At 39.0% G+C, this 22,004-nt stretch carries 24 protein-coding genes; 8 read left to right on the top strand and 16 right to left on the bottom strand.

Features of this window, described 5'->3' with window-relative positions:
* Positions 1-158: 158 nt before the first annotated feature.
* Entirely contained in the window at positions 159-2,348 is a 2,190-nt protein-coding gene (locus H0184_RS22215; protein WP_221828549.1) for a DNA topoisomerase III, read from the bottom strand.
* A 206-nt stretch (positions 2,349-2,554) separates the two neighbouring features.
* Between H0184_RS22215 and H0184_RS22210 the strand changes: the two genes are divergently transcribed.
* From H0184_RS22210 to H0184_RS22195, 4 genes are all read left to right on the top strand, one after another.
* Entirely contained in the window at positions 2,555-3,826 is a 1,272-nt protein-coding gene (locus tag H0184_RS22210) for an MDR family MFS transporter (protein ID WP_221828547.1), read from the top strand.
* 360 nt (positions 3,827-4,186) lie between these two features.
* Positions 4,187-5,419 (top strand): aminopeptidase, encoded by a 1,233-nt coding sequence (locus H0184_RS22205; RefSeq protein ID WP_221828545.1) that lies wholly within the window; start codon positions 4,187-4,189, stop codon positions 5,417-5,419.
* Positions 5,420-5,491: 72 nt separating this feature from the next.
* Positions 5,492-5,866 (top strand): large-conductance mechanosensitive channel protein MscL, encoded by a 375-nt coding sequence (mscL, locus tag H0184_RS22200; RefSeq protein ID WP_221828543.1) that lies wholly within the window; start codon positions 5,492-5,494, stop codon positions 5,864-5,866.
* Between the two features lie 66 nt (positions 5,867-5,932).
* The gene (locus H0184_RS22195; RefSeq protein ID WP_221828541.1) at positions 5,933-6,568 is read left to right on the top strand and encodes a Bax inhibitor-1/YccA family protein; all 636 of its coding nucleotides are present in this window, start codon (positions 5,933-5,935) and stop codon (positions 6,566-6,568) included.
* Positions 6,569-6,605: 37 nt separating this feature from the next.
* Here H0184_RS22195 and H0184_RS22190 read toward each other — a convergent pair whose 3' ends face one another.
* From H0184_RS22190 to safA, 8 genes are all read right to left on the bottom strand, one after another.
* Positions 6,606-7,124: an RNA polymerase sigma factor gene (locus H0184_RS22190; protein WP_221828539.1), complete on the bottom strand. Its 519-nt coding sequence runs from the start codon at positions 7,122-7,124 to the stop codon at positions 6,606-6,608.
* Positions 7,125-7,211: 87 nt separating this feature from the next.
* Positions 7,212-8,540, bottom strand: coding sequence for an oligosaccharide flippase family protein (locus tag H0184_RS22185; RefSeq protein WP_221828537.1), 1,329 nt, complete (start codon positions 8,538-8,540; stop codon positions 7,212-7,214).
* A gap of 296 nt (positions 8,541-8,836) precedes the next feature.
* Positions 8,837-9,469 carry a response regulator transcription factor gene (locus H0184_RS22180; protein WP_221828535.1) on the bottom strand — a complete coding sequence of 211 codons (633 nt, stop codon included), beginning with the start codon at positions 9,467-9,469 and terminating at the stop codon, positions 8,837-8,839.
* A complete protein-coding gene (locus tag H0184_RS22175; RefSeq protein WP_221828534.1) occupies positions 9,462-10,514 on the bottom strand; it encodes a sensor histidine kinase in 1,053 nt (350 codons plus the stop codon). Before H0184_RS22175 ends, H0184_RS22180 begins: the two co-directional genes overlap by 8 nt.
* On the bottom strand, positions 10,511-11,245 hold the full coding sequence (gene liaF / locus H0184_RS22170) for a cell wall-active antibiotics response protein LiaF (RefSeq protein ID WP_221828532.1): 735 nt from the start codon (positions 11,243-11,245) through the stop codon (positions 10,511-10,513). The genes H0184_RS22175 and liaF overlap by 4 nt, the downstream gene beginning before the upstream one ends.
* Before the next feature lie 92 nt (positions 11,246-11,337).
* Positions 11,338-11,982, bottom strand: coding sequence for a PspA/IM30 family protein (locus tag H0184_RS22165; protein WP_221828530.1), 645 nt, complete (start codon positions 11,980-11,982; stop codon positions 11,338-11,340).
* Between the two features lie 18 nt (positions 11,983-12,000).
* Positions 12,001-12,348 carry a lmo0954 family membrane protein gene (locus H0184_RS22160; RefSeq protein ID WP_221828528.1) on the bottom strand — a complete coding sequence of 116 codons (348 nt, stop codon included), beginning with the start codon at positions 12,346-12,348 and terminating at the stop codon, positions 12,001-12,003.
* Positions 12,349-12,488: 140 nt separating this feature from the next.
* Positions 12,489-13,103, bottom strand: a complete 615-nt coding sequence (safA, locus tag H0184_RS22155) for a SafA/ExsA family spore coat assembly protein (RefSeq protein WP_221828526.1) — start codon at positions 13,101-13,103, stop codon at positions 12,489-12,491.
* Positions 13,104-13,194: 91 nt separating this feature from the next.
* Here safA and H0184_RS22150 point away from each other — a divergent pair, with 91 nt between their 5' ends.
* Together H0184_RS22150 and H0184_RS22145 are read left to right on the top strand one after the other, a co-directional pair.
* Positions 13,195-13,569: a DUF1360 domain-containing protein gene (locus H0184_RS22150; protein WP_221828523.1), complete on the top strand. Its 375-nt coding sequence runs from the start codon at positions 13,195-13,197 to the stop codon at positions 13,567-13,569.
* Positions 13,570-13,624: 55 nt separating this feature from the next.
* Positions 13,625-13,765 (top strand): hypothetical protein, encoded by a 141-nt coding sequence (locus tag H0184_RS22145; RefSeq protein ID WP_221828521.1) that lies wholly within the window; start codon positions 13,625-13,627, stop codon positions 13,763-13,765.
* A 47-nt stretch (positions 13,766-13,812) separates the two neighbouring features.
* Here H0184_RS22145 and H0184_RS22140 read toward each other — a convergent pair whose 3' ends face one another.
* Complete coding sequence (locus H0184_RS22140; RefSeq protein WP_221828519.1) at positions 13,813-14,952, bottom strand: trans-sulfuration enzyme family protein; 1,140 nt, start codon at positions 14,950-14,952, stop codon at positions 13,813-13,815.
* Positions 14,953-15,128: 176 nt separating this feature from the next.
* Here H0184_RS22140 and H0184_RS22135 point away from each other — a divergent pair, with 176 nt between their 5' ends.
* Positions 15,129-16,661: an FAD-dependent oxidoreductase gene (locus H0184_RS22135; RefSeq protein WP_221828517.1), complete on the top strand. Its 1,533-nt coding sequence runs from the start codon at positions 15,129-15,131 to the stop codon at positions 16,659-16,661.
* Positions 16,662-16,728: 67 nt separating this feature from the next.
* Here the strand turns inward: H0184_RS22135 and H0184_RS27820 are convergent, their stop codons facing one another.
* The 5 genes from H0184_RS27820 to H0184_RS22115 all read right to left on the bottom strand — a co-directional run bounded on the left by H0184_RS27820 (position 16,729) and on the right by H0184_RS22115 (position 20,837).
* Positions 16,729-16,863 (bottom strand): hypothetical protein, encoded by a 135-nt coding sequence (locus H0184_RS27820; RefSeq protein WP_260631726.1) that lies wholly within the window; start codon positions 16,861-16,863, stop codon positions 16,729-16,731.
* Between the two features lie 55 nt (positions 16,864-16,918).
* Complete coding sequence (locus H0184_RS22130) at positions 16,919-18,388, bottom strand: amidase family protein (protein WP_221828515.1); 1,470 nt, start codon at positions 18,386-18,388, stop codon at positions 16,919-16,921.
* A 91-nt stretch (positions 18,389-18,479) separates the two neighbouring features.
* Positions 18,480-19,616 (bottom strand): DEAD/DEAH box helicase, encoded by a 1,137-nt coding sequence (locus H0184_RS22125; protein ID WP_221828513.1) that lies wholly within the window; start codon positions 19,614-19,616, stop codon positions 18,480-18,482.
* A gap of 121 nt (positions 19,617-19,737) precedes the next feature.
* Entirely contained in the window at positions 19,738-20,577 is an 840-nt protein-coding gene (locus H0184_RS22120; RefSeq protein WP_396953616.1) for an MBL fold metallo-hydrolase, read from the bottom strand.
* Positions 20,578-20,627: 50 nt separating this feature from the next.
* On the bottom strand, positions 20,628-20,837 hold the full coding sequence (locus H0184_RS22115) for a heavy-metal-associated domain-containing protein (protein WP_221828511.1): 210 nt from the start codon (positions 20,835-20,837) through the stop codon (positions 20,628-20,630).
* Between the two features lie 153 nt (positions 20,838-20,990).
* Here H0184_RS22115 and H0184_RS22110 point away from each other — a divergent pair, with 153 nt between their 5' ends.
* A complete protein-coding gene (locus H0184_RS22110; RefSeq protein WP_221828509.1) occupies positions 20,991-21,689 on the top strand; it encodes a Crp/Fnr family transcriptional regulator in 699 nt (232 codons plus the stop codon).
* Here the strand turns inward: H0184_RS22110 and H0184_RS22105 are convergent.
* Entirely contained in the window at positions 21,686-21,940 is a 255-nt protein-coding gene (locus H0184_RS22105; RefSeq protein WP_221828507.1) for an amino acid decarboxylase, read from the bottom strand. The genes H0184_RS22110 and H0184_RS22105 overlap by 4 nt on opposite strands.
* Between the last annotated feature and the right edge of the window lie 64 nt (positions 21,941-22,004).

The raw sequence follows: 22,004 nt of genomic DNA, 5'->3' as shown, positions 1-22,004 counted from the left end.
GTATGTGATAAAAAGTCTGTTTGTCAATAAAATAGTCTGAATTTTAGCACAATAACACTTTAGCACAATAGTAAATAAAAGTATTTGATGTACATTCTACAAAAAAAGTGGTCCTGCAAATGGCAGGACCAATTAACAACTTGCTTAACCATTATTCCTTACTTTAAATTTAACTTCTTTAAAGCATCTGCCAAAGCGGTGTTTATTGGCTCTTCTTCCTTGTTTTGGTTTTTCAGGTACTTTTGCACTGTACGTTTGTCTACTTTACCGCCAGATTCCTTTTTTCGGCGTGCTTCGAAAGCAGATAGTTTCTCACGATGTCCGCATTTACATGCGAAAACTTGGCCCTCGCCTTCACCGCGCAGCTCCAGTTTTTTACGGCATTGCGGGCAGCGCGCATTTGTAACACGGGAAACATTTTTCCGATGTCCACATTCACGATCCTGGCACACAAGCATTTTGCCCTTTTTCCCATTCACTTCAAGCATTGGTTTTCCGCAGTCCGGACAATTTTTGGTAGAGATATTGTCATGCTTATACTTTTTATTACTGTTTTTTATTTCAGCAACAATTTCTTTTGTATATTTTTTCATTTCGCTTATGAACACGTCTTTTTTCAACTTTCCATGGGCAATTTGTTCAAGCTTTTGTTCCCACTGGGCTGTTAATGCAGGAGATCTTAGTTCTTCAGGCACTAAATCCAGCAATTGACGTCCTTTGGAAGTAAGGTGAATGTCTTTGCCTCGCTTTTCGAGTAAAAATGAATTAAAAAGCTTATCAATAATATCAGCGCGTGTAGCTACAGTTCCTAATCCTCCAGTTGATTTTAATGTCTCTGCAAGTTGTTTATTATTGGTTTCCATATACTTTGCAGGGTTTTCCATTGCCGACAGTAGTGTTGCCTCATTAAAACGGGCAGGCGGACTCGTTTGACCGGATGTTTGGGCGATTAATCTCAGGTTAAGAGTATCGCCTTTTTCGATGCGGGGTAAAATCTGTTCCTTCAGGTCGTCTCCTGCATCCTCATCTTCAAAGCGATTCTCGTATACTTCTTTCCACCCTGTAGATAGGATGGTTTTCCCCCTTGCTATAAAGTTCTCTTCGCCGATTTTTGCACGAAGAGTTAACTGCTCATACTCAAATGCCGGGAATAACACAGCTAAGAATCGTTTAACCACTAAGTCATAAATTTTCCGCTCTTTATCTGTGAAAGCTGAGAAGTTTACATAGCTTTCGGTTGGTATAATCGCATGGTGATCGGATACTCTGCTGTCATCCACAAACGCTTTCGATACTTTTATCGGCTTGCTTAAAATCTTATTAGTTAAGGGACGATACTCTCCTACTCCACAGGCCCTCAAACGTTCCGGAAGCGTTTCTACAATATCTGAAGATAGGTAACGTGAGTCAGTACGAGGATAGGTTAAGACTTTGTGCTGCTCGTAAAGTTTTTGCATAATATTTAACGTTTCCTTAGCAGAGTACCCAAAGATTTTATTTGCATCGCGCTGCAATTCGGTTAAATCATAAAGTCCAGGAGAAAAGGATTTTTTCTGTTTTTTCTCAATTTCTTTTATAATTGCGGGTTGTTTACCCAGCTTTTTTACAATTCCGTCGACTTTCTCTTTATCAAAGCTTCTGCTGTTTCCTTTTGCATCCTGCCAGGTCAATTTTAAATTGTCTGTTGTCTGGGCTTCGATTCCGTAATACGTTTGGGATTTGAAGTTTTTAATTTCATCCTCACGTGCCGCTATCATAGCAACCGTTGGAGTTTGAACCCGGCCGCAGTTTAGCTGGGCATTAAAACGGGTAGTTAATGCACGTGTTGCATTCAGACCGATATACCAATCCGCTTCAGATCGGGCAACAGCAGAAGCAAATAAATTTTCATAGGCTTTGCCCGGCTTCAAGTTCCGAAAACCATCTTTAATTGCTTTATCCGTAACGGAAGATATCCATAGACGCTTTGTAGGTTTATTAACCTTTGCCTTAGCAAGTATCCATCTTGCAACTAGTTCACCCTCACGGCCGCTATCTGTTGCAATAATTATCTCCTCGACATCAGAGCGTTGCAGCTGGCTTTTTACAGCATGAAACTGCTTACTGCTTTGCTTAATGACTACAAGCTTTAGCTCATTTGGCAGCATCGGTAAATCTTCTAATTTCCAGGTTTTATATTTTTCGTCATAACTTTCAGGATCTGCAAGGGTAACTAAATGTCCCAGCGCCCATGTAACAATATATTTATTTCCTTCTAAGAAACCGTTTCCTTTTTTATTACAATCCAATACTCGCGCTATATCTCGAGCGACAGAAGGTTTTTCAGCTATAACTACACTTTTTTTCATTTATAAACATCCTTTCGGTAACGCATTGTATAATAATATAGCATATTATAACGTTAATTACTTAAATCGCATTGCTAACCAAGCTTTGTGAGTAGAACGAATATGGGGATATGTACATTCATTTGTACCTATCTTTTTTCTTGTATTTAACTCTATTTGGATAGTATGATAGTTAGGCAATTATACATAGCGAAATGAGGTACACCATGAGGATTAGAGATTGGGATCCTAACTTAAAGGTTCGCTTATTTAGCGAAGCCATGATGAACATTACGTTTTGGATGTTCTTTCCGTTTTTGACAATCTATTTTGCTGAGGAGTTTGGTAAAAATAAAGCAGGGTTTCTGCTGGTATTTTCACAGATTTTCTCAGTATTGGCTAACTTAATGGGCGGGTATTGCGCCGATCGTTTTGGAAGAAAAAAAATGATGGTACTCTCAGCCATCGGACAAGGACTTTCCTTCATAGCCTTTGCCTTAGCCAGTTCTCCTTGGCTGGAATCTCCATGGGCAGGATTTGTTTCCTTCGCGATTGCTGGCGTTTTTGGTTCATTTTATTGGCCTGCCAGTCAAGCAATGGTTGCAGATGTAGTTGATGAAAAGGATAGAAGCAATGTATTTGCCATTTTCTACACATCCATTAATATCGCAGTAGTCATTGGTCCTATTTTAGGGGCAATTTTTTATGTGAATTATCGTTTTGAAACTTTACTCTTTGCTGGTATTGTATGTATTTTACTTGGCTTAATCTTAGCAAAATGGACAAGGGAAACTGCACCATTACAAAAAGTCGATTCCTTGGAAGAGGATCGTAAGTGGTACTACTTCTTACAAAACCAATTAAAGGATTACACATTAATCATAAAAGATAAAACATTTCTTCTCTTTATTATCGCAGGCGTATTAGCAGGTCAAACATTTATGCAATTAGATTTATTATTTCCTGTTTACATGAAAGACGTAATCGACCTGCAAACTCTGTTTTCAATTGGAGACTGGTCATTCACTGTTAAGGGTGAACAAGCCTTCGGAATTGTGCTTGCAGAAAATGGATTTCTCGTTGCATTACTAACAGTTGTGATTACTAAATGGATGGGCAAATATAAAGAACGAAATGTATTCGTGCTTTCATCTGTTGTCTATGCTATTTCCATCGTACTATTTAGTCAGACCCATTGGATTTGGGGATTTATCATCGCGATGGCTGTCTTTACCTTTGCGGAACTTATGGGAGCCGGAATTCAACAAAGCTTTGTTTCAAAGCTTGCTCCCGAGCATATGAGAGGGCAATATTTTGCTGCGGCAAGCTTACGATTTACAATCAGCCGTACTATCGCTCCATTATCAATCCCATTAACGGTTTTGATAGGATATGAATGGACATTTTTCGTTCTATCCCTGCTGGCACTTGCTAGTGCAGGATTGTATTGGATTATGTTTTATTCATTTGAGAAGAAAACTGTGTTGGATCCTAATTAGGATCCTTTTTTTGTTCAAAAAACTGTCAATAAATCGTACTAAAATGTTCACAATTACCCTATTTACTAGTATAATTAATTTGTAATCGGTTTCTAATATAAGGATGGTGGTATTAATGGAATTATCTCAATTTATGTCCCCCACTTCATGGTCCGGTATTATTACATTTTTAGTATTATTTTCTGCAGGTATTTATTTTAATTTAAAAGTATATGGCAGTAAATTAGAGTAGAGAGTAACTTCCCTACTTATTTTTTTGCCTAATTTTGAGCTCTTGAGCCTTTTAACTGTTATCAGTTTCTTTTTAACAATAAAAGGGATAAAATATATAAGGAAGATTCTGAAAAGGGAGACTAAAAAATGAGTGAATTTCAAAATAATCTAGAGAAATATGCTGAGCTTGCTGTTAAGGTCGGCGTTAATATTCAGAAGGGTCAAATTCTAGTAGTAAACACGACCTTAGATTCTGCAGAGTTTGTCCGCCAGGTTGTGAAAAAGGCCTATGAAGCTGGTGCAAAGAACGTTGTCGTTAATTGGAGCGATGATGTGGTATCAAGAACTAAATATGAATTAGCACCAGATGAAGAATTTACTACATACCCTGTTTGGCGTGCAAAGGAAATGGAAGATTTCGTTGAAAAAGGAGCCGCTTTTATGGCCATTGTTTCTTCCAGCCCGGACCTTTTGAAAGGAATTAATCCTGAACGTATTTCTAACTTCCAAAAGGCCGCTGGAACAGCACTTGCTAAATACCGTCAAGCAGCACAATCTGATAAAGTCAGCTGGACAGTAATTGCTGCACCATCACCTGCTTGGGCAAGTAAAGTATTCCCTGATGCACCAAGTGACCAACAAGTTTCTTTACTGTGGGATGCTATCTTTAAAGCCGTTCGCGTCGATACGGAAAATCCAGTAGATGCGTGGAAAAAACATGATGAAACATTGCATGAAAAGGTTAACTATTTAAATGAAAGACACTATCAAAAGCTTCACTATACAGCACCGGGAACAGACCTAACAATCGAACTACCGCATAACCATCTTTGGGTTGGGGCTGGCAGTGTAAATGAAAACGGTTTTGAATTCATGGCAAATATGCCGACAGAAGAAGTATTTACCGTTCCTTATCGAGAGGGTGTAAATGGTACAGTTGCCAGCACAAAGCCATTAAGCTACGGCGGAAATATTATCGATCGGTTCTCTGTAACCTTCGAAAATGGAAGAATTGTTGATTATAAAGCCGAAGAAGGCGAGGAATTCCTAAAACGTTTAGTAGAAACCGATGAAGGTTCTCATTATCTTGGTGAAGTGGCACTCGTTCCTTTCAATTCACCAATTTCACAATCAAATGTTCTATTCTATAATACATTGTTTGATGAAAATGCTTCAAACCACTTAGCAATCGGAAGTGCTTATGCGTTCTGTATTGAAGGCGGAAAGAAAATGTCTTCTGAAGAGCTTAAAGAAAATGGGCTCAACGAAAGTATTACACATGTTGATTTCATGATTGGTTCAGCAGAAATGGACATTGACGGTATAACTGCCGATGGAAAAACAGAACCAGTATTTAGAAAAGGAAATTGGGCCTTTTAAATAGTATAATGAATGGAGCAGCTTCTAAATAGGAAGCTGCTTTTTACTGAAAAGAATTTGGAGGTTAAAATTATGTTAAATGAATTTAAGAAGTTTGCTATGAGAGGAAATGTGATTGATCTCGCTGTCGGTGTTATTATTGGCGGGGCATTCGGGAAAATCGTATCCTCGCTAGTGGCGGATGTCATTATGCCGATTATCGCAATGCTCGTTGGAAGGGTCAGCGTTGCCGACCTGGCATATAGGTCAATTAAATACGGTGTATTTCTCCAGTCGATTATTGATTTCTTAATCATTGCCTTTTCCATTTTTATGTTTATAAAATTCCTTTCTCGTTTTAAAAAGAAGGAAGAGGAAGTTAAAGTGGAGGTTAAAATGGACAGGCAAGAAGAACTTCTTGCTGAAATAAGAGATTTATTGAAGGCGGAAAAAGATTCTTCTCGATAAAATGAAACATCTTGACCTCTTCTTCGTATATTCTAGATATAAATATATTTTCGAGGTGAAGAAAAATTGTATACACAAACATCTACTGAATTTTTACCTTCTGTTATAAGGACGTTTGCTCTTTCACTTGCCATAGCCTTTGTTGGTACAATGGCAGGCACCTATGTACCGCCGGCATTATTTTTACCCTTGGCCATCCTTGAGTTTGTGCTGCTGATGATTGCCTTTTTCTTTAGACGTAAAAAAGCAATTTCTTATACTTTCCTTTATATCTTTACGTTTATTTCAGGAGTTACGTTATACCCAATTGTTTCCTATTATGCACTGAGTGCTGGGGCAAATGTGGTAATGATGGCTTTCGCGACTACCACTGTAGTTTTCACAGGTGTTGCAGTATATGCGACTAAATCAAAACGTAATTTCTCCTTTTTAGGCGGATTCTTACTTGCAGCCCTGCTCGCTTTGGTCGTAATTTCCATCTGGCATATTTTCATGCCGTTAAGTTCAACAGCTATGCTGGCTTTCTCTTTCATCGGTGTAGTGGTCTTCAGCGGTTATGTATTGTTTGATTTCAATCGTATGAAGCATTACGGTGTAAGCGCTGAGGAAGTTCCTTTGATGGCATTAAACTTATACTTAGACTTTATTAATCTGTTTGTAAGCATTTTACGAATCTTTGGGATTCTATCAAGTAAAGATTAGGTAAATAGTAAAGCCGGGGTTTATACCCCGGCTTTTTTCATGCAAAAGATTGGAGCTTCGGCCTCAGGTGCTCCTTCCCCCTTTTCATTCTAGTTTTAACTGTAGATATTGGTATATTCTTTCTTTTGGATATTTCAATTAAGCTAAGGTCTTGAAAATAATAAAGAAAAAGTGCAGATTGATATATTTCCGGTAACGTCATTACACTTTCAGTCAATTTTTCGGATGAGTATTTATGGAGGACTTCTTCTTCTGGAAGTGGAGGAGCTTCCACTGTCGCAGAGTAGGAGTACACCTCCTCCTTCCAAAACTGTTTTGTTTTATTTTCTTTTCGCCAATAATCTCGACACTTATTTCTAGCTATAGTAAATAACCAGCCTTTTAATCTAGAAGGTTCCTTGATAGTCTGAAAAGCCATGTAGGCAGATATTAATACATCCTGGTACAAATCCTCTGCTAGTTCCTTTTGTTTTACCAAAGAAAAAATATAATTAAAAATGGCTTTCCCATGTTCTTTCACTGTGTCTTCAAACAAATTAGTCATTCTATCCCGCATTTTCTTGTACCTTCTTTCCTATAACACTTCTTATATTAATAGACGGAATAAAAATGGCTTACCCCTACACTCTTGTATCCTATTTTACTAATTATTTTTTTGAACAAACCCTTTCATAAAAATCGAAACGCCAATACTTTTACAAATGCTTAAATAATGCATGAGTGCCAGTAAAACAGATCCAGTGTTCATGGCAATAATTACACCCTCCATCCTCCATTCTGGACGTGCTGCTAGGAAAATAATGATCGCAAAGGACACGATTGTCGACCAAATGGCATGAATAAAGGTTTCTTTTATAAGTCCCAATCCAATTAAAAAGGCCTGCATTGGCATAACAAAAAAGTGAAATAAAAAAAACGGCCATAGCATTTGTAAATAAATCGCAGCAGTCGATGATTCAAAGAAAATGGATGTTAGCTGAGGGGCAAAAATATAAAAAGCGACAACTGCTGGCACCCCATAAAGAAAGGTAAGCGTCATGACTTGCGAAAGCATTTTTTGCAATGTGGGGTAATCTTTATTGGAGTGCGTTTTCGAGACGGCTGGTATTAAGACTGTCATTAAGGAATGAGCAATAAAAGCTGGGAAAAAGCCGATTGAAACGGCAACCCCCATTAGCATGCCAAAATGTTCAGTTGCAATGGCTTCTGATAGTCCAGACCTCACTAAAGCAGCCTTAATTAAGAAGGGCTGTATCGCACCAGTAAGTGCAGAAAATAACCGTAATCCTGTCGTTGGTACAGAGACAGCCACTAAATTTTTGCGGACAGCTTTACGATTTAAATTGGAAAAGGGCATTCTTTTTAATTGCTGAAATTGACTTATTAACATGTAGCATAAGTAAAGAAACACAGCAATTTCACTTCCAATAAAGGAAGCAATGGCAATTAAGACAGCCGATTCTGAGTCAAATTCGAAGAAACGGAATAGAAGGAACAACAAGACAAGCTGAATGGATTTCCTTAGAAAATTAGCTATCGCGATTTTCCCCATCTGATGCCTGCCCATGAAATAACCTCTGGCTACCGAGGTAAAGGAAATAACAGGGACCAGCAGAATAATGAGCCATCGTGTATAAGGATGGTATCCATTAAATACTGAAATAAAAGGAATTAGAGCCATGGCTGCTACCAATAGAACACAGGTGAAAATTATCGTAATGGTAATAGCATGATAAAGGATGTTACGATGGAATTTTTCCTCTTTTTCTGCAACAAATTTAGAGATTGATACCGGCAATTCAAAGCTTGATAGAAGAACGAGCAGATAAATAGAGGGAAGGATAGACATATATAAGCCTAAACCATGCTTGCCCAACTCTTTTGCGAGTATTAAATTAACTAATAGTTCAACGCCTTCTCCTAAAAAAGCGGAGAGGGCTAGAAATAATATTCCTTTGTAGAAGATAGCCATTTGTGAACTCCCCTTTAAAACAATCTCACTTTTAATAAGCTATGAGACAAGTTCTAAGATTAGTAGGGAATTTTTTCGCGGCTGTGTAAAAGGTTAAGGTGAATGTTGATTTCCGCTCCCAGGCGCTTCGCTTTCCGCAGGCGTTGCGGTGAGCCTCCTCGGCGCTAGCGCCTGTGGGGTCTCACCAGCTCCGTACTCCTGCAGGAGTCTCGCGCCTTCCGCTCCAATCAACATAATAAAGTATTAGTAACACAGCCCATCAAAAAAAGGACTTCTGCAGTCCTTTTTTCTACTATCTATTTTATTAAGGAATGTTTAAAGGCATAGATGACTGCTTGGGTTCGGTCTTGTACGTTTAGTTTGCTTAGTATATTGCTTACGTGGGTTTTTACTGTTTTTAGGGCGATGTATAGTTCATCTGCTATGTCTTGGTTTGTTTTTCCTTCTGCCATTAACATGAGAATTTCCATTTCACGGCTGGTGAGTTCTTCATGTGGCAGCTGTTGGTGTTTCTGGCGCATTTTTACCATCATTTTCCCCGTGACTTCAGGTTCAAGAACAGATTGACCATGATATGTAGCGCGGACAGCATTGGCAATTTCATCTGCTTTTGAAGTTTTTAGCATGTAGCTCGTTGCACCTGCTTCTAGTGCAGGGTAAACTTTTTCATCGTCTAAAAAGCTGGTGACAATGATTACTTTAGCTTCTGGCCAGTTTTCAATAATTTGTTTTGTTGCTTCAATCCCGTCCATTTCTTTCATGACTAAATCCATTAGGATAATATCTGGCCTAAGCTCAAGAGCCAGTTCCACACCTTTTTTCCCATCAGCAGCCTCACCGACTACTTCAATATCTGGCTGAGCCGATAAATAAGCTGAAACTCCAATCCTCACCATCTCATGATCATCGACAAATACTACTCTAATCATTTACACCATCTCCATTTGTCATAACAGGTACCTTTACTTCCAGCCTCGTACCCTTACTCTGTACACTAATTACCTTTAAGGTGCCTCCAACTTCAAGTGCCCGCTCATGCATATTCTGCATGCCATAGGAACCAGCCTTCATGGTATCGACTTCAAACCCCACACCATCATCCACAATTCTTAATATGACTAGATCATCCCGCTTTATCAATAAAACCTCAAGTTTATTTGCTTTTGAATGCCGGAGCGTATTGGATACCGACTCTTGCAGAATACGGAATAGATGATCTTCAATCCCCTTATCAAGCGGGAATGCTTCCACTTTCCATTTAATTTCCATGGTTACTTTCTGTGATAATTCGATTAATAGCTCTTCAATTCCTTCTTGCAGTGTTTTATTTTTTAGCGCAACTGGACGCAAATGAAGAAGCAGAGCACGCATTTCAAGTTGAGATTGATGGATCATCTCTTCAACCATCTTCAACTGCTTTGCTTCCCTATCATCCTCATTCGTGCTTTGCTTAGTTGTATTAATGGCAGACATCATCATCGAGGCCGCAAATAATTGCTGACTAACCGAATCATGTAACTCACGGGCAAGCCGATTTCGTTCCTGTTCAATTATTTCTTGTATTCTTGCTTCTTGATCCTCCACTTTTTCTGTAGCCAATCGTTGTGAAAGCTTGGCTTGTTCAGAAATTTGTCTTCCGATCTTGTCAATTTGATCTGCAATCCCTTGCATTTCTGCTATCGATTGCTTTCCATTTAATCCGATTTGTTTTCCCTGCTCCAACTGATGTAAGGAGTTTTCAACGGACTGGAACTTCCTTCTCCAGAAAATACCTGTTATGATGCCAAAGATTATCCCAATCGCAATGCTGAAGGAAGGGATAAAAATAACAAATGGGATATCCATGAAATCCCGATTCCAAGCTTCTGACCAATCTGAAATGGGAAAAACAATGATAAAGGCAGCCGATACAACGAGAGCAATAATAATTGAAAAGCCGATATTCCAAATAACTTGCCTTTGGATGGTGCTCATATCCGGCTCACCTCAAGATTTCCCACCAGCATGGATGTAAGTATTTTCACCTTTTGCTCTGCCTGATCATAGCCTGCTGTTTTAAGATGGAAGGCCTGGTTAAATACTTGGGACTGATAATTATCAAGAACAGTTGTAGAACCAACCACACATGAGTGATGAACACTTACTTCAATATCATAAGGGACTTGAATTTGAATATTTCCAATGACATTTCGAATAAAAATGATTGTTTCACCTTTTGGTAAAACGGTATTACTAAGGTCAATGATGGTATCACCAATGCCTGATTGAATATTTATATCGTTCCATTCATAAACACCACTTGGCGTTTTTTGCTGTCCAAAAAATATATTTTCAAAGAGCGGCTTGCTCTTAATGATCGTTTCTGATTGTGGGACCTGCTCTGTTTCTTTGATATCCAATGTAATCTTATTAGGATTCTTTTTCGAGTTAGAATATTGAATAATTAAGTGCACAAGAATAGCCAGTAACAAAAATCTAAAAGTCATCATACTAAACACACTGATTAAAAGAAAAATAATTCCGGCATAGAAAAGACCTTTCCCACTTTTCTTCCCTGATCTTTTTCTGCCTAAATAAATCAATCCACCAGAAAATAAAAGGGAGAAAATAAGACCACTGTTGAAAAATAAAATCTCTAGCAGGAGAACGACAACTCCAATAACGACCAGCCATCCTGTATAATCATTTTTCGCATTTTTTAACATTCGGCCCACCCTCCCTCTGTTGGTTTGTTTCTATACTTATGGCCAAAAAGGTGCAACATTGCGCACCTTTCTAGAATACCATGTTTTGGTTATTAAATGGACTTGCTTTCTTCTAATTTCATTTCTTTTTCTAATTGAGCAATTCTTGCATCAATAGTATCGCGGTAATAAGAGCTCTTCACTTGATGCTCTAGACGGTCTAAGTAATTGTCAATTTCTTGAAAACGTGCAGCTGCTTTATTAGTATCAGTATTTGAGTCCAGCACCTGATTCATTCGATGATTAGCACGTGTTACATTCTCACGCCCCATTAATTCTAAGCGTCGAATCTGCATATCTTTAAGCTTATGCTTCATTTCCTCATATTTTCTTTCCAGTTCACCAAGCTGGCCTTTTACTTGCTCGAGTGAAGACGCTAGTCGCTCCACGCGGCCTGAATACTGCTGGTGTTGTGCTGAAGCAAATTCATACAGCTCCATTTCTCCTGCTTTAGAAGCAATCTCAGCCTGATACTTTCTCTTTTCTGCCAACTCTGCTGCTTGAGAATATTCTCTTGTGAATTCATCTTTCAATGCATATTGACGTTCCAAAAGCTTTCTAACCTTTTCTGTTTCCTGCTCACATTGGCGAAGATATTGGTTTAGCAGGGCAATAGGATTTTTCTTCTCCTTTTGGTCAACTGCAGCATGTAGATCAGCCATAATAGTATCTTTAATTCTAGTTAATAGGTTTGTCATTTTATATCTCTCCTCAGATTAGTTTTTATTTAATTCGTTCCATTGTTTTTCAAAGTTTACAAACGGGTCAGAGTCCTCTTTTTCAATTGTTTTTTTACTGCTATTCCAGTTTTTATATACTAGATAAAGTACATAAGCAGCAAGAACACCAATAATGGCAGGTGCATTATGGATAGAGGCCATTAAGACAAAAAATCCGATAATCCCTAGAACAATCTTACCTCCAGTTGTTTCAGCCTTTAAGAACTGCTTAAAAATGAAGTAAAGGGCAGCAAGACCAACCAGTAATCCTATCATCGGACCTATTGATGAAAGTACTATGATCGCTGCGATACCACCCGCTAGTAGTAAACCAAATTTTTTCATTTTGTTTTCCTCCTTTCTTTATCTTGATTTCATCTTACCTCTAATCCAAATTTCTCATAACGAACCTCCGCTTTATTTTCATATCGGTCTCTAGACGTAGAAAGGGTCAGTCCCTTGATAGGAACTGACCCTCTTGCTGCTTATTTAGAGATAAACATTTGTGTCCAATAATGTCTTTGCGATCCGCCCTTCGCGTATCCAACACCTATATACGTATAATTTCCATTTAAGATATTCGCACGGTGCCCAGGGCTATTCATCCACGCACGAACAACCTCTTGTGCAGTCGTTTGACCGGCAGCAATATTCTCAGCTGCTGCACGATAGGAAATTCCAAAGCTTTTCATCATGGTGAAAGGACTGCCATAAGTAGGACTAGTATGGCTGAAGTAATTTTTATCCCTCATGTCCACTGATTTATAGCGGGCCACTCTGGAAAGCTCCCAATCCTGAGACAATGCCCTTAATCCATGTTTGGCTCGTTCTTGATTCGTTAATTGAATAACTTGACTTTCAATGCTTTTCTCCGCAGCAATAGTCGGAATGGTAACCTTATCTCCCGGATAAATGAGGTTTGGATTTCTGAATTGCGGATTCGCTGAGATAATTTCAGAAATCCCAACCTGGTAACGAACTGCGATTTTCCATAGTGTATCGCCTGGCTGAACGGTGTAAATCTGTTGAGCAAAAGTAATGCTCGGTATACAAATTAATGAGAATATAAGCAACAAAGTAAACCAAAATGATTTTTTCATTTTTTCGCCTCCACGATATATATTTTTGATTTCAGGTTCAAAATATACAGAGTGTCAAAATAAAATTATTTTTAAGTTCGGAGGCTAACGTGTGAGAGACATTTCATGGATTACCTATGTCATGTTAATTTTGGCGAGTTACCGATTAACCCATTTAATTGTTTTTGATAAGATTACTGAATTTATTCGCAGGCCATTTATGAAGAAGGTTAAAGTTGAAACCAATCATGGTATTGAAACAAAGGAAGTACCAAAAGGCATGTTTGGGTATTTATTGAAATGTTATTGGTGTGCGGGAGTTTGGAGTGCCATCTTACTTGGAGGGGGATATTTACTTTTTCCTCAAGTGACCTTTGTCTTTATTTTGATTTTATCCATTGCGGGCGGCCAATCCATTCTTGAAACATTTGTAGGAGTAAATATTAAAAAAGTGGATTATTATGCAGAATTAGAGAGAAAGAAATAGTTTACAGGAAAAAAACTCCCCCCTTCGCATAAACATTAGCAAAGGGGGGATTTGAATGGCTGAATGGTGGGTTACTGCCATTGGGTTTATCATTTGTCTTGGTTTTGTTGGGGGTATTTTTGTATACTTTTTAAGAGAAACACTTAACTCTGAAGACTCCACCCGTATTGATGCGGTAAAAAAAGAAATTGATTAATGGGTTTCACAGCGAAACGAAGAACCTTGGAATCCCAAGGTTCTTTTTTAAAGTGATTTTTCAATCGCCTGTTCAAATTGCACAATTATATCATCAGCATGTTCGATTCCGACTGAAATTCGAACAACCTCTTTTGTTATCCCTAATGCTTCACAGGCTTCCGGCGGGAGCGATCGATGTGACGTAGTAAGTGGATGGGACACGGTTGTTTCAACTCCAGCAAGAGTTGGAGCAATTTTAATCCATGCTAACGAACGGAAAAAGTCGTTAATATCGACAGACTTTGATAGTTCGATGGTCACCATTGCACCATATCCATCTTTTTCTTGTTCAAATGGGTAATAGACTTTTTCAACAAAGGTATTATGCAGTAATGCTTCTGCTAATTTCTTTGCATTGCTGGACTGTGCTTTCATCCTCAATGCCAATGTCTTTAAACCACGGCATGTCAGCCATGCTTCAAACGGACTAACATTTGTCCCTAGGTTCACCACTTTTGCACGTGCGCTGGCAACTAAATCTTCTCTGCCAGTGAGAACTCCAATGGTTACATCACTGTGTCCCCCAATATATTTGGTGGCACTATGAACCACTAAATCAATTCCCATTGAATAAGGCTGACAATGATAAGGTGTCGCAAATGTATTATCAACTAAAGTATTGAGTTGGTGCTTATGGGCTAGTTCTACTACTCCTTTGATATCCTCCACCCGTAACAATGGATTGGTAATGGACTCTGTGTATAGCAGTTTGGTGTTGTCTTTTATCGCCTTCTCTACTTCGGCTAAATTATCAAAAGAAACAAAGCTCGTTTCAATCCCAAATTGGTTTAATTCCTCTTTCAGCATATGAAAGCTGCCGCCATATAAATCATCCGCAGCAATGATATGGTCCCCGTTTTTCACAACCGCCAAAACTCCTGCTAAAATAGCTGACAAACCTGACGATGAGGCTATACCAGCCGGCGCGCCTTCGAGTCTTGCAACAGCCTCTCCGAGTTCATCTGTATTTGGATTCCCCACTCTCGAGTAAAGATATTGACCATTCCCATGATAAAATCCTTCTAGTTCATCGAGATCTTTAAAGGAGAATGCAGAAGTCTGATAAATTGGTGTAACTTTACTCGTAATTTTACTATTACTTTTCTTCCTGCCATGTAAAATTTCTGTCTCAAACTTCTTCCCCATACCAGCACCCTCTTCTTAATTTACAAAATAGTTATTATATTGAAAATATCAATACCTGTATCTTTCGTCAATCTAAATTTATTCCCAAATAATATTTTTTAAAAAAGGTAATCCTTACATGATTTCACGGCATTTGGAAAAAATAATCCTATGAATATATTATTGGAGGTAAACATATGAGCTCAACAGATAGTACTCATCAATTCCCAAGAACATACTGGCGTGAAATAGAGCTTCCATCCTTTGAAAAATTAAATGAAGATATAACTGTAGATGTTGCGATTGTTGGGGCTGGAATTACGGGAATAACGGCTGCGTATTTACTTGCAAAAGAAGGTGTAAAGGCAGCCGTTATTGAGGCAGGAGGAGTACTGAATGGTACTACCGGGCATACAACTGCCAAGCTTACTGCTCAGCATGGATTGATATACGATGAATTAATCAGTCATTTTGGTGAGGAAAAAGCAAAGCTATATTTTGATTCTACCTCCAGAGCGATTCAATTTGTTGAAGCTGCTGTGAATGAGAAAGGGATAGATTGTGATTTTAGCAAACAGGACGCTTATGCTTATGCCTATTCAGATCAATACGCCCAGAAAATAGAAACCGAGTGGAAGGCTTATCAAAAATTAGGAATTGATGGTGATATTGTAGGAAATATTCCATTTGATATCCAGATAAAATCTGCTCTTCTAATGCGTAATCAGGCACAATATCACCCCTTGAAGTTTTTAAGAGGTCTGCTTGACGAAGCTGTAAGTGCAGGCTGTTCTGTTTATGAGAATACGACAGCTCAGACGATAGAAGATGAAGAATCTTCACAGCCAAAGGTAGTGACAAAGGATGGACATCGAATTACTTGCAGGCATGTAATCATTGCTTCCCATTTTCCATTCTACGATAAACCTGGTCTTTATTTTGCAAGGATGTACGCAGATCGATCATATGCTATTGGGATAAAAACAAATAAAGAGTACCCAGGCGGAATGTATGTCAGTGTTGATAGCCCGTCTCGGTCTATTCGATATACTCCGTTGAAGGAGGGAAATCTTCTTATCCTTGGAGGTGAAAATCACAAAACAGGACAGGGTGTAGATACTCTGAATCATTATCTCGCTCTAGAGTCCTTTGCTAAAGAGGTATTTGACCAATCCGAATATCATTATCGCTGGTCAGCACAGGATTTGGTAACCTTAGATAACGTACCGTATATTGGGCCCGTAACAGCAAATAAAGAGCATATTTTAGTTGCAACCGGCTATAAAAAGTGGGGAATGACCACAGGAATAATGGCTGCGCATTTACTGACCGATTATGTTATGAATCGCGATAATCCATCTAAGGAATTGTATTCACCATCACGTTTTGATGCCGATCCAGATGTAAAATCATTTATTTCAACCAATGCGGATGTAGCCAAGCATTTAATTAAAGGAAAGCTTGAGTTTGTTCCAAAAGATCCAGGGGATTTGAAGGATGGAGAAGGATCTGTCGTTATGCACAATGGAAAACGGGCAGGTGCCTATAAGGACGAAAACGGCAAGCTCTACATTGTTGATACGACCTGTACCCATCTTGGCTGCGAATGTGAATGGAATCATGCTGAAAAGTCATGGGACTGCCCATGTCATGGTTCTCGCTTCTCGTACGCAGGCGATGTAATTGAGGGTCCCGCTAAAAAGGCACTAAAAAACGTTGGGAATGAATGAGTTTTTGGATTTCTAAAAAGGTACCAGCAAATAAAAAAACGCCTCCTGAAATTAGGAGGCGTTTACTTTATTTACCATGCGGGCGATTTCGTTTTAAATCTTCACCTGTTGAAAACTCAACAAGTTCAGCACTGTTTTTCATTCCCTTTTTACGATTGTTATTTCTCTGGGCATTGGCATTACCGAGTTTCTGTCTTCCCATACTATCAGCTCCTTTTAGAGAAATTCATAAATAGTATGAGTGAAAATAAATGAAGTTATTCTCCCCCAAAAACTGGTGGCTTGCGGAACTTTGTTAATTGCTCAAAAGCATAAGCCGCTTCAATCAACGTCGGTTCACTATAAGCGCTTCCTGCAAATGTAATTCCAACAGGTTCTCCTTCAGGCGTATAACCAGCAGGAACCGCTATCGTTGGATAACCAGCTTTGCCGCTAATATGGGAACCTTCTTCACTTGGAAAAAGAATCGCATCTAATCCATATTCGTTAAGAGCATAATCAATACCTCTCGTAGTTGAATGGTAATAATCAAACTCCAGAGCCTCTACATACGCTGCTTCGGTTAAAGAACCACTAGTACTTTCGGATTCAATTAATACCGATTGCCCATACTTAAGCATTTTTTCTTCATTTTCACGATTAAATTGAATTAGATCCTTCAACGTTCTAATTGATATTGATGGATGAAGATTACTTAAATAGGCGTTTAAGTCAGGTTTAAATTCATAGGTTAAGACATCATACTGCCACTTCGCATTTACTGATGGAATTTCAATTTGTTCAATGATTTCGGCACCAGCGGCTTCCAAAATAGCTACAGCGTCATGAAAAATCTTTTGCTTTTCTTCACTTAACGGTTCGATGAATCCATCTATGGCAATGCCAATTCGTTTCCCTTTAAGTCCATCTTTACGTAAATGTTCAGTAAAGTCCTTTCCAACTAGCGGGTTACTTCTAGTGATTGGATCCTTCTCATCTCTTCCTGATAAGGAATTCAAGAGTATGGATGCATCACTAACACTCCTTGCCATTGGCCCGGCAGTATCCTGTGTATGGGCAATCGGAATAATCCCTCTTCGGCTGATAAGACCGAGTGTCGGTTTAATGCCTACTAATGAGTTTTGACAGGATGGATTTAAGATTGATCCAGAGGTCTCTGTTCCAACCGCAGCTGCCGCCAAATTGGCAGCAACCGCTGCTCCAGAACCAGAGCTGGAGCCTCCAACATCAAATTGTCCAGGACCATAAGGATTTAGCACCTGACCTCCTCGTGAGCTGTAGCCGCTTTTCATTCCTTCGGCCATAAAGTTGGCCCACTCTGTCATATTCGTTTTACCAAGGATCACAGCGCCTGCTTTGCGAAGCTCTTCAGCCACATAGGAATCTTTGAGCGCTATAGAATTCTTTAGTGCTAAAGAACCTGCACTCGTATGCATTTTATCAGCTGTATCTATATTATCTTTTATCAAGATCGGAATACCGTGCAGCGCGCTCCGTGCTCCCGTATCCTTCCGTTCAGCGTCAAGGGCTGCTGCGATATGCAATGCGTCCGGATTCACCTCAAGGATCGAGTGGATACTCTTATCATAAACCGAAATTCTATGTAGATACATCATCACAAGTTCTTTTGACGTAAGCTCTCCGTTCGTCATCTTTTCCTGCATTTGCGTGATAGTGGCTTCCTCGAGCCACTCATCAAGGTATTTTTTTAACTTAGGATTTTCCATGCATTTCCCTCCCTAGCTCTTAAAATTCTATAAAAGTCGGTGAATTCCTTCTATCCAAAAAGACAGTGGATAAATCCCCACTGTCCTATAATTAGCGGCGTGCCTTTTGTTCCGGTTCAGCAATTAGCCCTTTAAAAAATATTCTCTTTTGAGGCGTTATATTTAACTCTTGGCAATATGTTTTTAATTCTCTTTCTTCCCGGTCGGTTACTAAGGAAATCACGATTCCATCAGCTCCCATTCTTCCGGTTCTTCCAGCCCTGTGAACATACTGGGCAATATCCTTTGGAAAATCCACATGGACTACATGTGTTATTCCCTGGATATCCAACCCACGTGCTGCTACATCTGTCGCAATCAGCATTTTCGTCTTGCCATCACGGAACGCCTTAAGCTCTGCCTGCCGTTCTAATTTCTTCATATCACTATGTAAAATTCCTGCTGACAGCTCTTTAAAATGGAATTTTTCTTTGAACACTTCAATTTCGCCTATATCATTTATAAATGCCAGGGCTTTAATATTTTCCAAGCGGACAATCTTTTCAAGCAGTTTAATCTTATCCCTTGGTTCCGCAACAAAATAAATATGTTCCACTTCGCCAGATGAAGCAAGCTCATCCTTTTCAATACGAATGACTTCTGGTTCCTTCGTCATTTCCTTCGCCATTTTCTCCGTGCCTGCTTTCATGGTAGCAGAAAATAAAACAACTTGGCGATCCCCTAACGTGGATTTAACAATACTTTGCACGGTGTTAAAATGCTCGGGAATCAGCAGTTGGTCTCCTTCGTCCAAAACGACCAGCTTCACTTCATGCATTTTTACTTTTTTCTGTTTGATTAATTCAAATAATCGCCCTGGTGTAGCAAAAATAACATGAGGACGCTTTTTTAACTTTTCAAGCTGACGCTTTACGTTCGCCCCGCCAATAATAGAGGTACCTCTAATCCCGCTGCCTTCTGACCACTTTTGAAATTCTTGATAAACCTGCATAACTAATTCTTGTGATGATGCTAATACTACAGCTTGCAGTGATTGTGATTGAGGTTCAATTTTATTTAATAATGGCAGTAAATAAGCAAGTGTCTTGCCTGTACCAGTTGGTGACTCAGCAATTAAATCTTTTCCATCAAGAATCAGAGGGATGGCTGTTTCCTGAATGGAAGTAGGCTGATGAAATCCTGACTTTTCCCAGTTTTCCTGCAAAAAAGGGCTTAAGTTATTTATCATATTTGACTCCTTTTTAATTCTCATTTCTACATATTATATCCATACATGCCTCTGATACTAACCTAATTAGCAAATTGTGTCCACAAAAAACCCATTCCTTAGCGCGGAATGGGCTTTATCCTTAATTCGTATACCGGCTATTTTTTGGAATGGCCATTTCTTTAAAATTTGCGGTTAAATAACGCAGGTTCTCTCTTAAGTCTTCACCTGTCATTGGAATTCCATGCCCAGTTACTGCTGCCTCTGGTTTTAACGCCTCCAGCTTTTTAACGGATTCATAGGCTGCCTCCCAATCTGTTGTGTAATATCTCGGAGGCCCGCTTATTTCTTGTGCTTGCGTTAATACCTTATAAAGTGACTCTTGTTTAACTGTGACGAATGCATCACCGGCAATTAAAGTACGATCCTGCTCACGAAATAAGGATACGTGTCCTGGTGTATGCCCCGGAGTATGAACCCAATTCCAGCCGGGCATATGTGGAATGGTGCCGTCTTGTGGAAAGGCCTCCACTTGATCCCCAATGTTAATTCCATGGTTTGGGAACATCGGAGACATCTTTGCCACCATTCCTGAATCTACACTTGGATCCCCTGGGGGATAATCTTTTTTTCCGGTTAAATAAGGAATCTCCAGTTCATGCGCATAAACAGGTACCCGCCACTTTTCTAAAAGTCCCACTAATGAACCTACATGATCAAAATGACCATGTGTCAAAATGATAGCACTTGGCCTGGCATCTTCACCGTAATGTTCTGCTATCAACGAGATAATTTCATCAGCACTCTTAGGCATACCTGCATCGACGATCACAAATTCCTTGTCATTCCCCACTAATGCAAGATTGACAATTTGATTGGTATAACAAAACACATCTGGTACAACAGCCAAACCCATGCCGCTCCCAATGGAGGTCATTGGAAGGATTGAACCTTCAAACTTACTATCCTGATTTTGCTCCAAAATAAATCCCCCCTGTTTTTGTTTATTATTTAACAAGGAGGAAGAATATATTAATCAAATGTTCTATTTGCTAATCTATGAATGGTTGAATGTATTTCCTCAGATTCAATAATAGCTTCATTATAGTTAACTTCAATTTTACCGCTGCCAGATATGATTTTTACCTTTTCAATGCCGTTATATCTTTTTATTTTTCTCTTAATTTTACCAATACACCCTGAGCAGGCAACATCATTTAAAGACAACTGAATCATACTCATTTTAATATCCCCTCTCAATCATGGCTTCTAGATTAAGCTTATAAGATTTTCGATCATAATACCTTGATTTACATCAAGGTTGATATGAATCACTTCAAAGTCTTTTTAAGAAAGATAAACTAGAGTATAGAATACTTTAAGGAAGTGGTTTACGTGTGTTGTGATCATTGCTCTCATGAATCATCCTGCCTCACGACTGTTCCTGTTTTTAAAGGACTAAATGAGGAAGATATTAAGCAATTACGAAAGGTAACGCACAGCAGAATGGCACAGAAGGGAGAATATATTTTTCGCGAAGGTGAACGTTCTAGTACGTTATTTGTCATTAAAGATGGGCTGGTTAAACTGACAAAAACGTCAGCTGACGGCAAAGAACAAATTGTACGGCTTTTGTTTCCAGGGGATTTCTTTGGGCTTTTTTCACTATTAAGAGATGAGAAACATTATATCAATGCGGAAACTCTCCAACAAACAGAGATATGTTCAATCGAGAAAAAGGACTTTTTAAAAGTGATGGAGGGTAACTCCGATATGGCGTTCCGCTTTTTAGTAGCTATGAACGATCGTCTATATGAAGCGGATGAATCCGTGGGGAATCTTAGTTTAATGGAAGTAGAACAAAGACTTGCAAAGGCACTTCTTCTTTTTCACGAAAAATTAAAAATAAAGAATGAGCCTTTTACGCTGCCCATCACGAAGAAGGATTTAGCCAGCTTTATTGGAACAACCCCGGAATCTGTAAGCAGGAAGCTTTTGACTTTTATGTCCAAGCATATTATTCATATGGAAGGTCAAAGGGTGATTCAGATTCTAGAGTTGGACCAACTGAAAGGAATAGCTGAGTTAGGTTAAACTTCATTTAATTTTATTGCCATGAGGCGAAAGTGTCCAGGTTCAATTTCATTTACAATCGCATTCATCCCCAAGGACTGAAAGGTCGCAATGAGTGGTTCACCACGATGTGGTAAATGAATTTCAAATATGGTACCCACAGGTGCTGATTTTACAAAATTGATAATTTCCCGTCGTGGATGTTCACCCTTTAGGACTCTCTCGCGAATATCTATGACTGCTCTTTGATTTTCTATTTGGAAGGTGCTCATCCTATTTCATCTCCTAATAAGTATGATTACTTCCAAGTGTAGCACCCATTTGTATCTAGAGTAT

It is taken from the genome of Neobacillus niacini (genome assembly GCF_019749295.1).
Classification (GTDB): Bacteria; Bacillota; Bacilli; order Bacillales; family Cytobacillaceae; genus Neobacillus; species Neobacillus niacini_D.
The sequence above is the reverse complement of the archived record's forward strand: the minus strand, read 5'-3'. Positions and strand labels throughout refer to the sequence as shown.

Coding starts and splice junctions, on each gene's coding strand:
- H0184_RS22215 (WP_221828549.1), bottom strand. CDS start 2,348: ATGAAAAAAAGTGTAGTTATAGCTGAAAAACCTTCTGTCGCTCGAGAT.
- H0184_RS22210 (WP_221828547.1), top strand. CDS start 2,555: ATGAGGATTAGAGATTGGGATCCTAACTTAAAGGTTCGCTTATTTAGC.
- H0184_RS22205 (WP_221828545.1), top strand. CDS start 4,187: ATGAGTGAATTTCAAAATAATCTAGAGAAATATGCTGAGCTTGCTGTT.
- mscL (WP_221828543.1), top strand. CDS start 5,492: ATGTTAAATGAATTTAAGAAGTTTGCTATGAGAGGAAATGTGATTGAT.
- H0184_RS22190 (WP_221828539.1), bottom strand. CDS start 7,124: ATGCGGGATAGAATGACTAATTTGTTTGAAGACACAGTGAAAGAACAT.
- H0184_RS22185 (WP_221828537.1), bottom strand. CDS start 8,540: ATGGCTATCTTCTACAAAGGAATATTATTTCTAGCCCTCTCCGCTTTT.
- H0184_RS22180 (WP_221828535.1), bottom strand. CDS start 9,469: ATGATTAGAGTAGTATTTGTCGATGATCATGAGATGGTGAGGATTGGA.
- H0184_RS22175 (WP_221828534.1), bottom strand. CDS start 10,514: ATGAGCACCATCCAAAGGCAAGTTATTTGGAATATCGGCTTTTCAATT.
- liaF (WP_221828532.1), bottom strand. CDS start 11,245: ATGTTAAAAAATGCGAAAAATGATTATACAGGATGGCTGGTCGTTATT.
- H0184_RS22165 (WP_221828530.1), bottom strand. CDS start 11,982: ATGACAAACCTATTAACTAGAATTAAAGATACTATTATGGCTGATCTA.
- H0184_RS22160 (WP_221828528.1), bottom strand. CDS start 12,348: ATGAAAAAATTTGGTTTACTACTAGCGGGTGGTATCGCAGCGATCATA.
- safA (WP_221828526.1), bottom strand. CDS start 13,103: ATGAAAAAATCATTTTGGTTTACTTTGTTGCTTATATTCTCATTAATT.
- H0184_RS22145 (WP_221828521.1), top strand. CDS start 13,625: ATGGCTGAATGGTGGGTTACTGCCATTGGGTTTATCATTTGTCTTGGT.
- H0184_RS22140 (WP_221828519.1), bottom strand. CDS start 14,952: ATGGGGAAGAAGTTTGAGACAGAAATTTTACATGGCAGGAAGAAAAGT.
- H0184_RS22135 (WP_221828517.1), top strand. CDS start 15,129: ATGAGCTCAACAGATAGTACTCATCAATTCCCAAGAACATACTGGCGT.
- H0184_RS27820 (WP_260631726.1), bottom strand. CDS start 16,863: ATGGGAAGACAGAAACTCGGTAATGCCAATGCCCAGAGAAATAACAAT.
- H0184_RS22130 (WP_221828515.1), bottom strand. CDS start 18,388: ATGGAAAATCCTAAGTTAAAAAAATACCTTGATGAGTGGCTCGAGGAA.
- H0184_RS22125 (WP_221828513.1), bottom strand. CDS start 19,616: ATGATAAATAACTTAAGCCCTTTTTTGCAGGAAAACTGGGAAAAGTCA.
- H0184_RS22115 (WP_221828511.1), bottom strand. CDS start 20,837: ATGAGTATGATTCAGTTGTCTTTAAATGATGTTGCCTGCTCAGGGTGT.
- H0184_RS22105 (WP_221828507.1), bottom strand. CDS start 21,940: ATGAGCACCTTCCAAATAGAAAATCAAAGAGCAGTCATAGATATTCGC.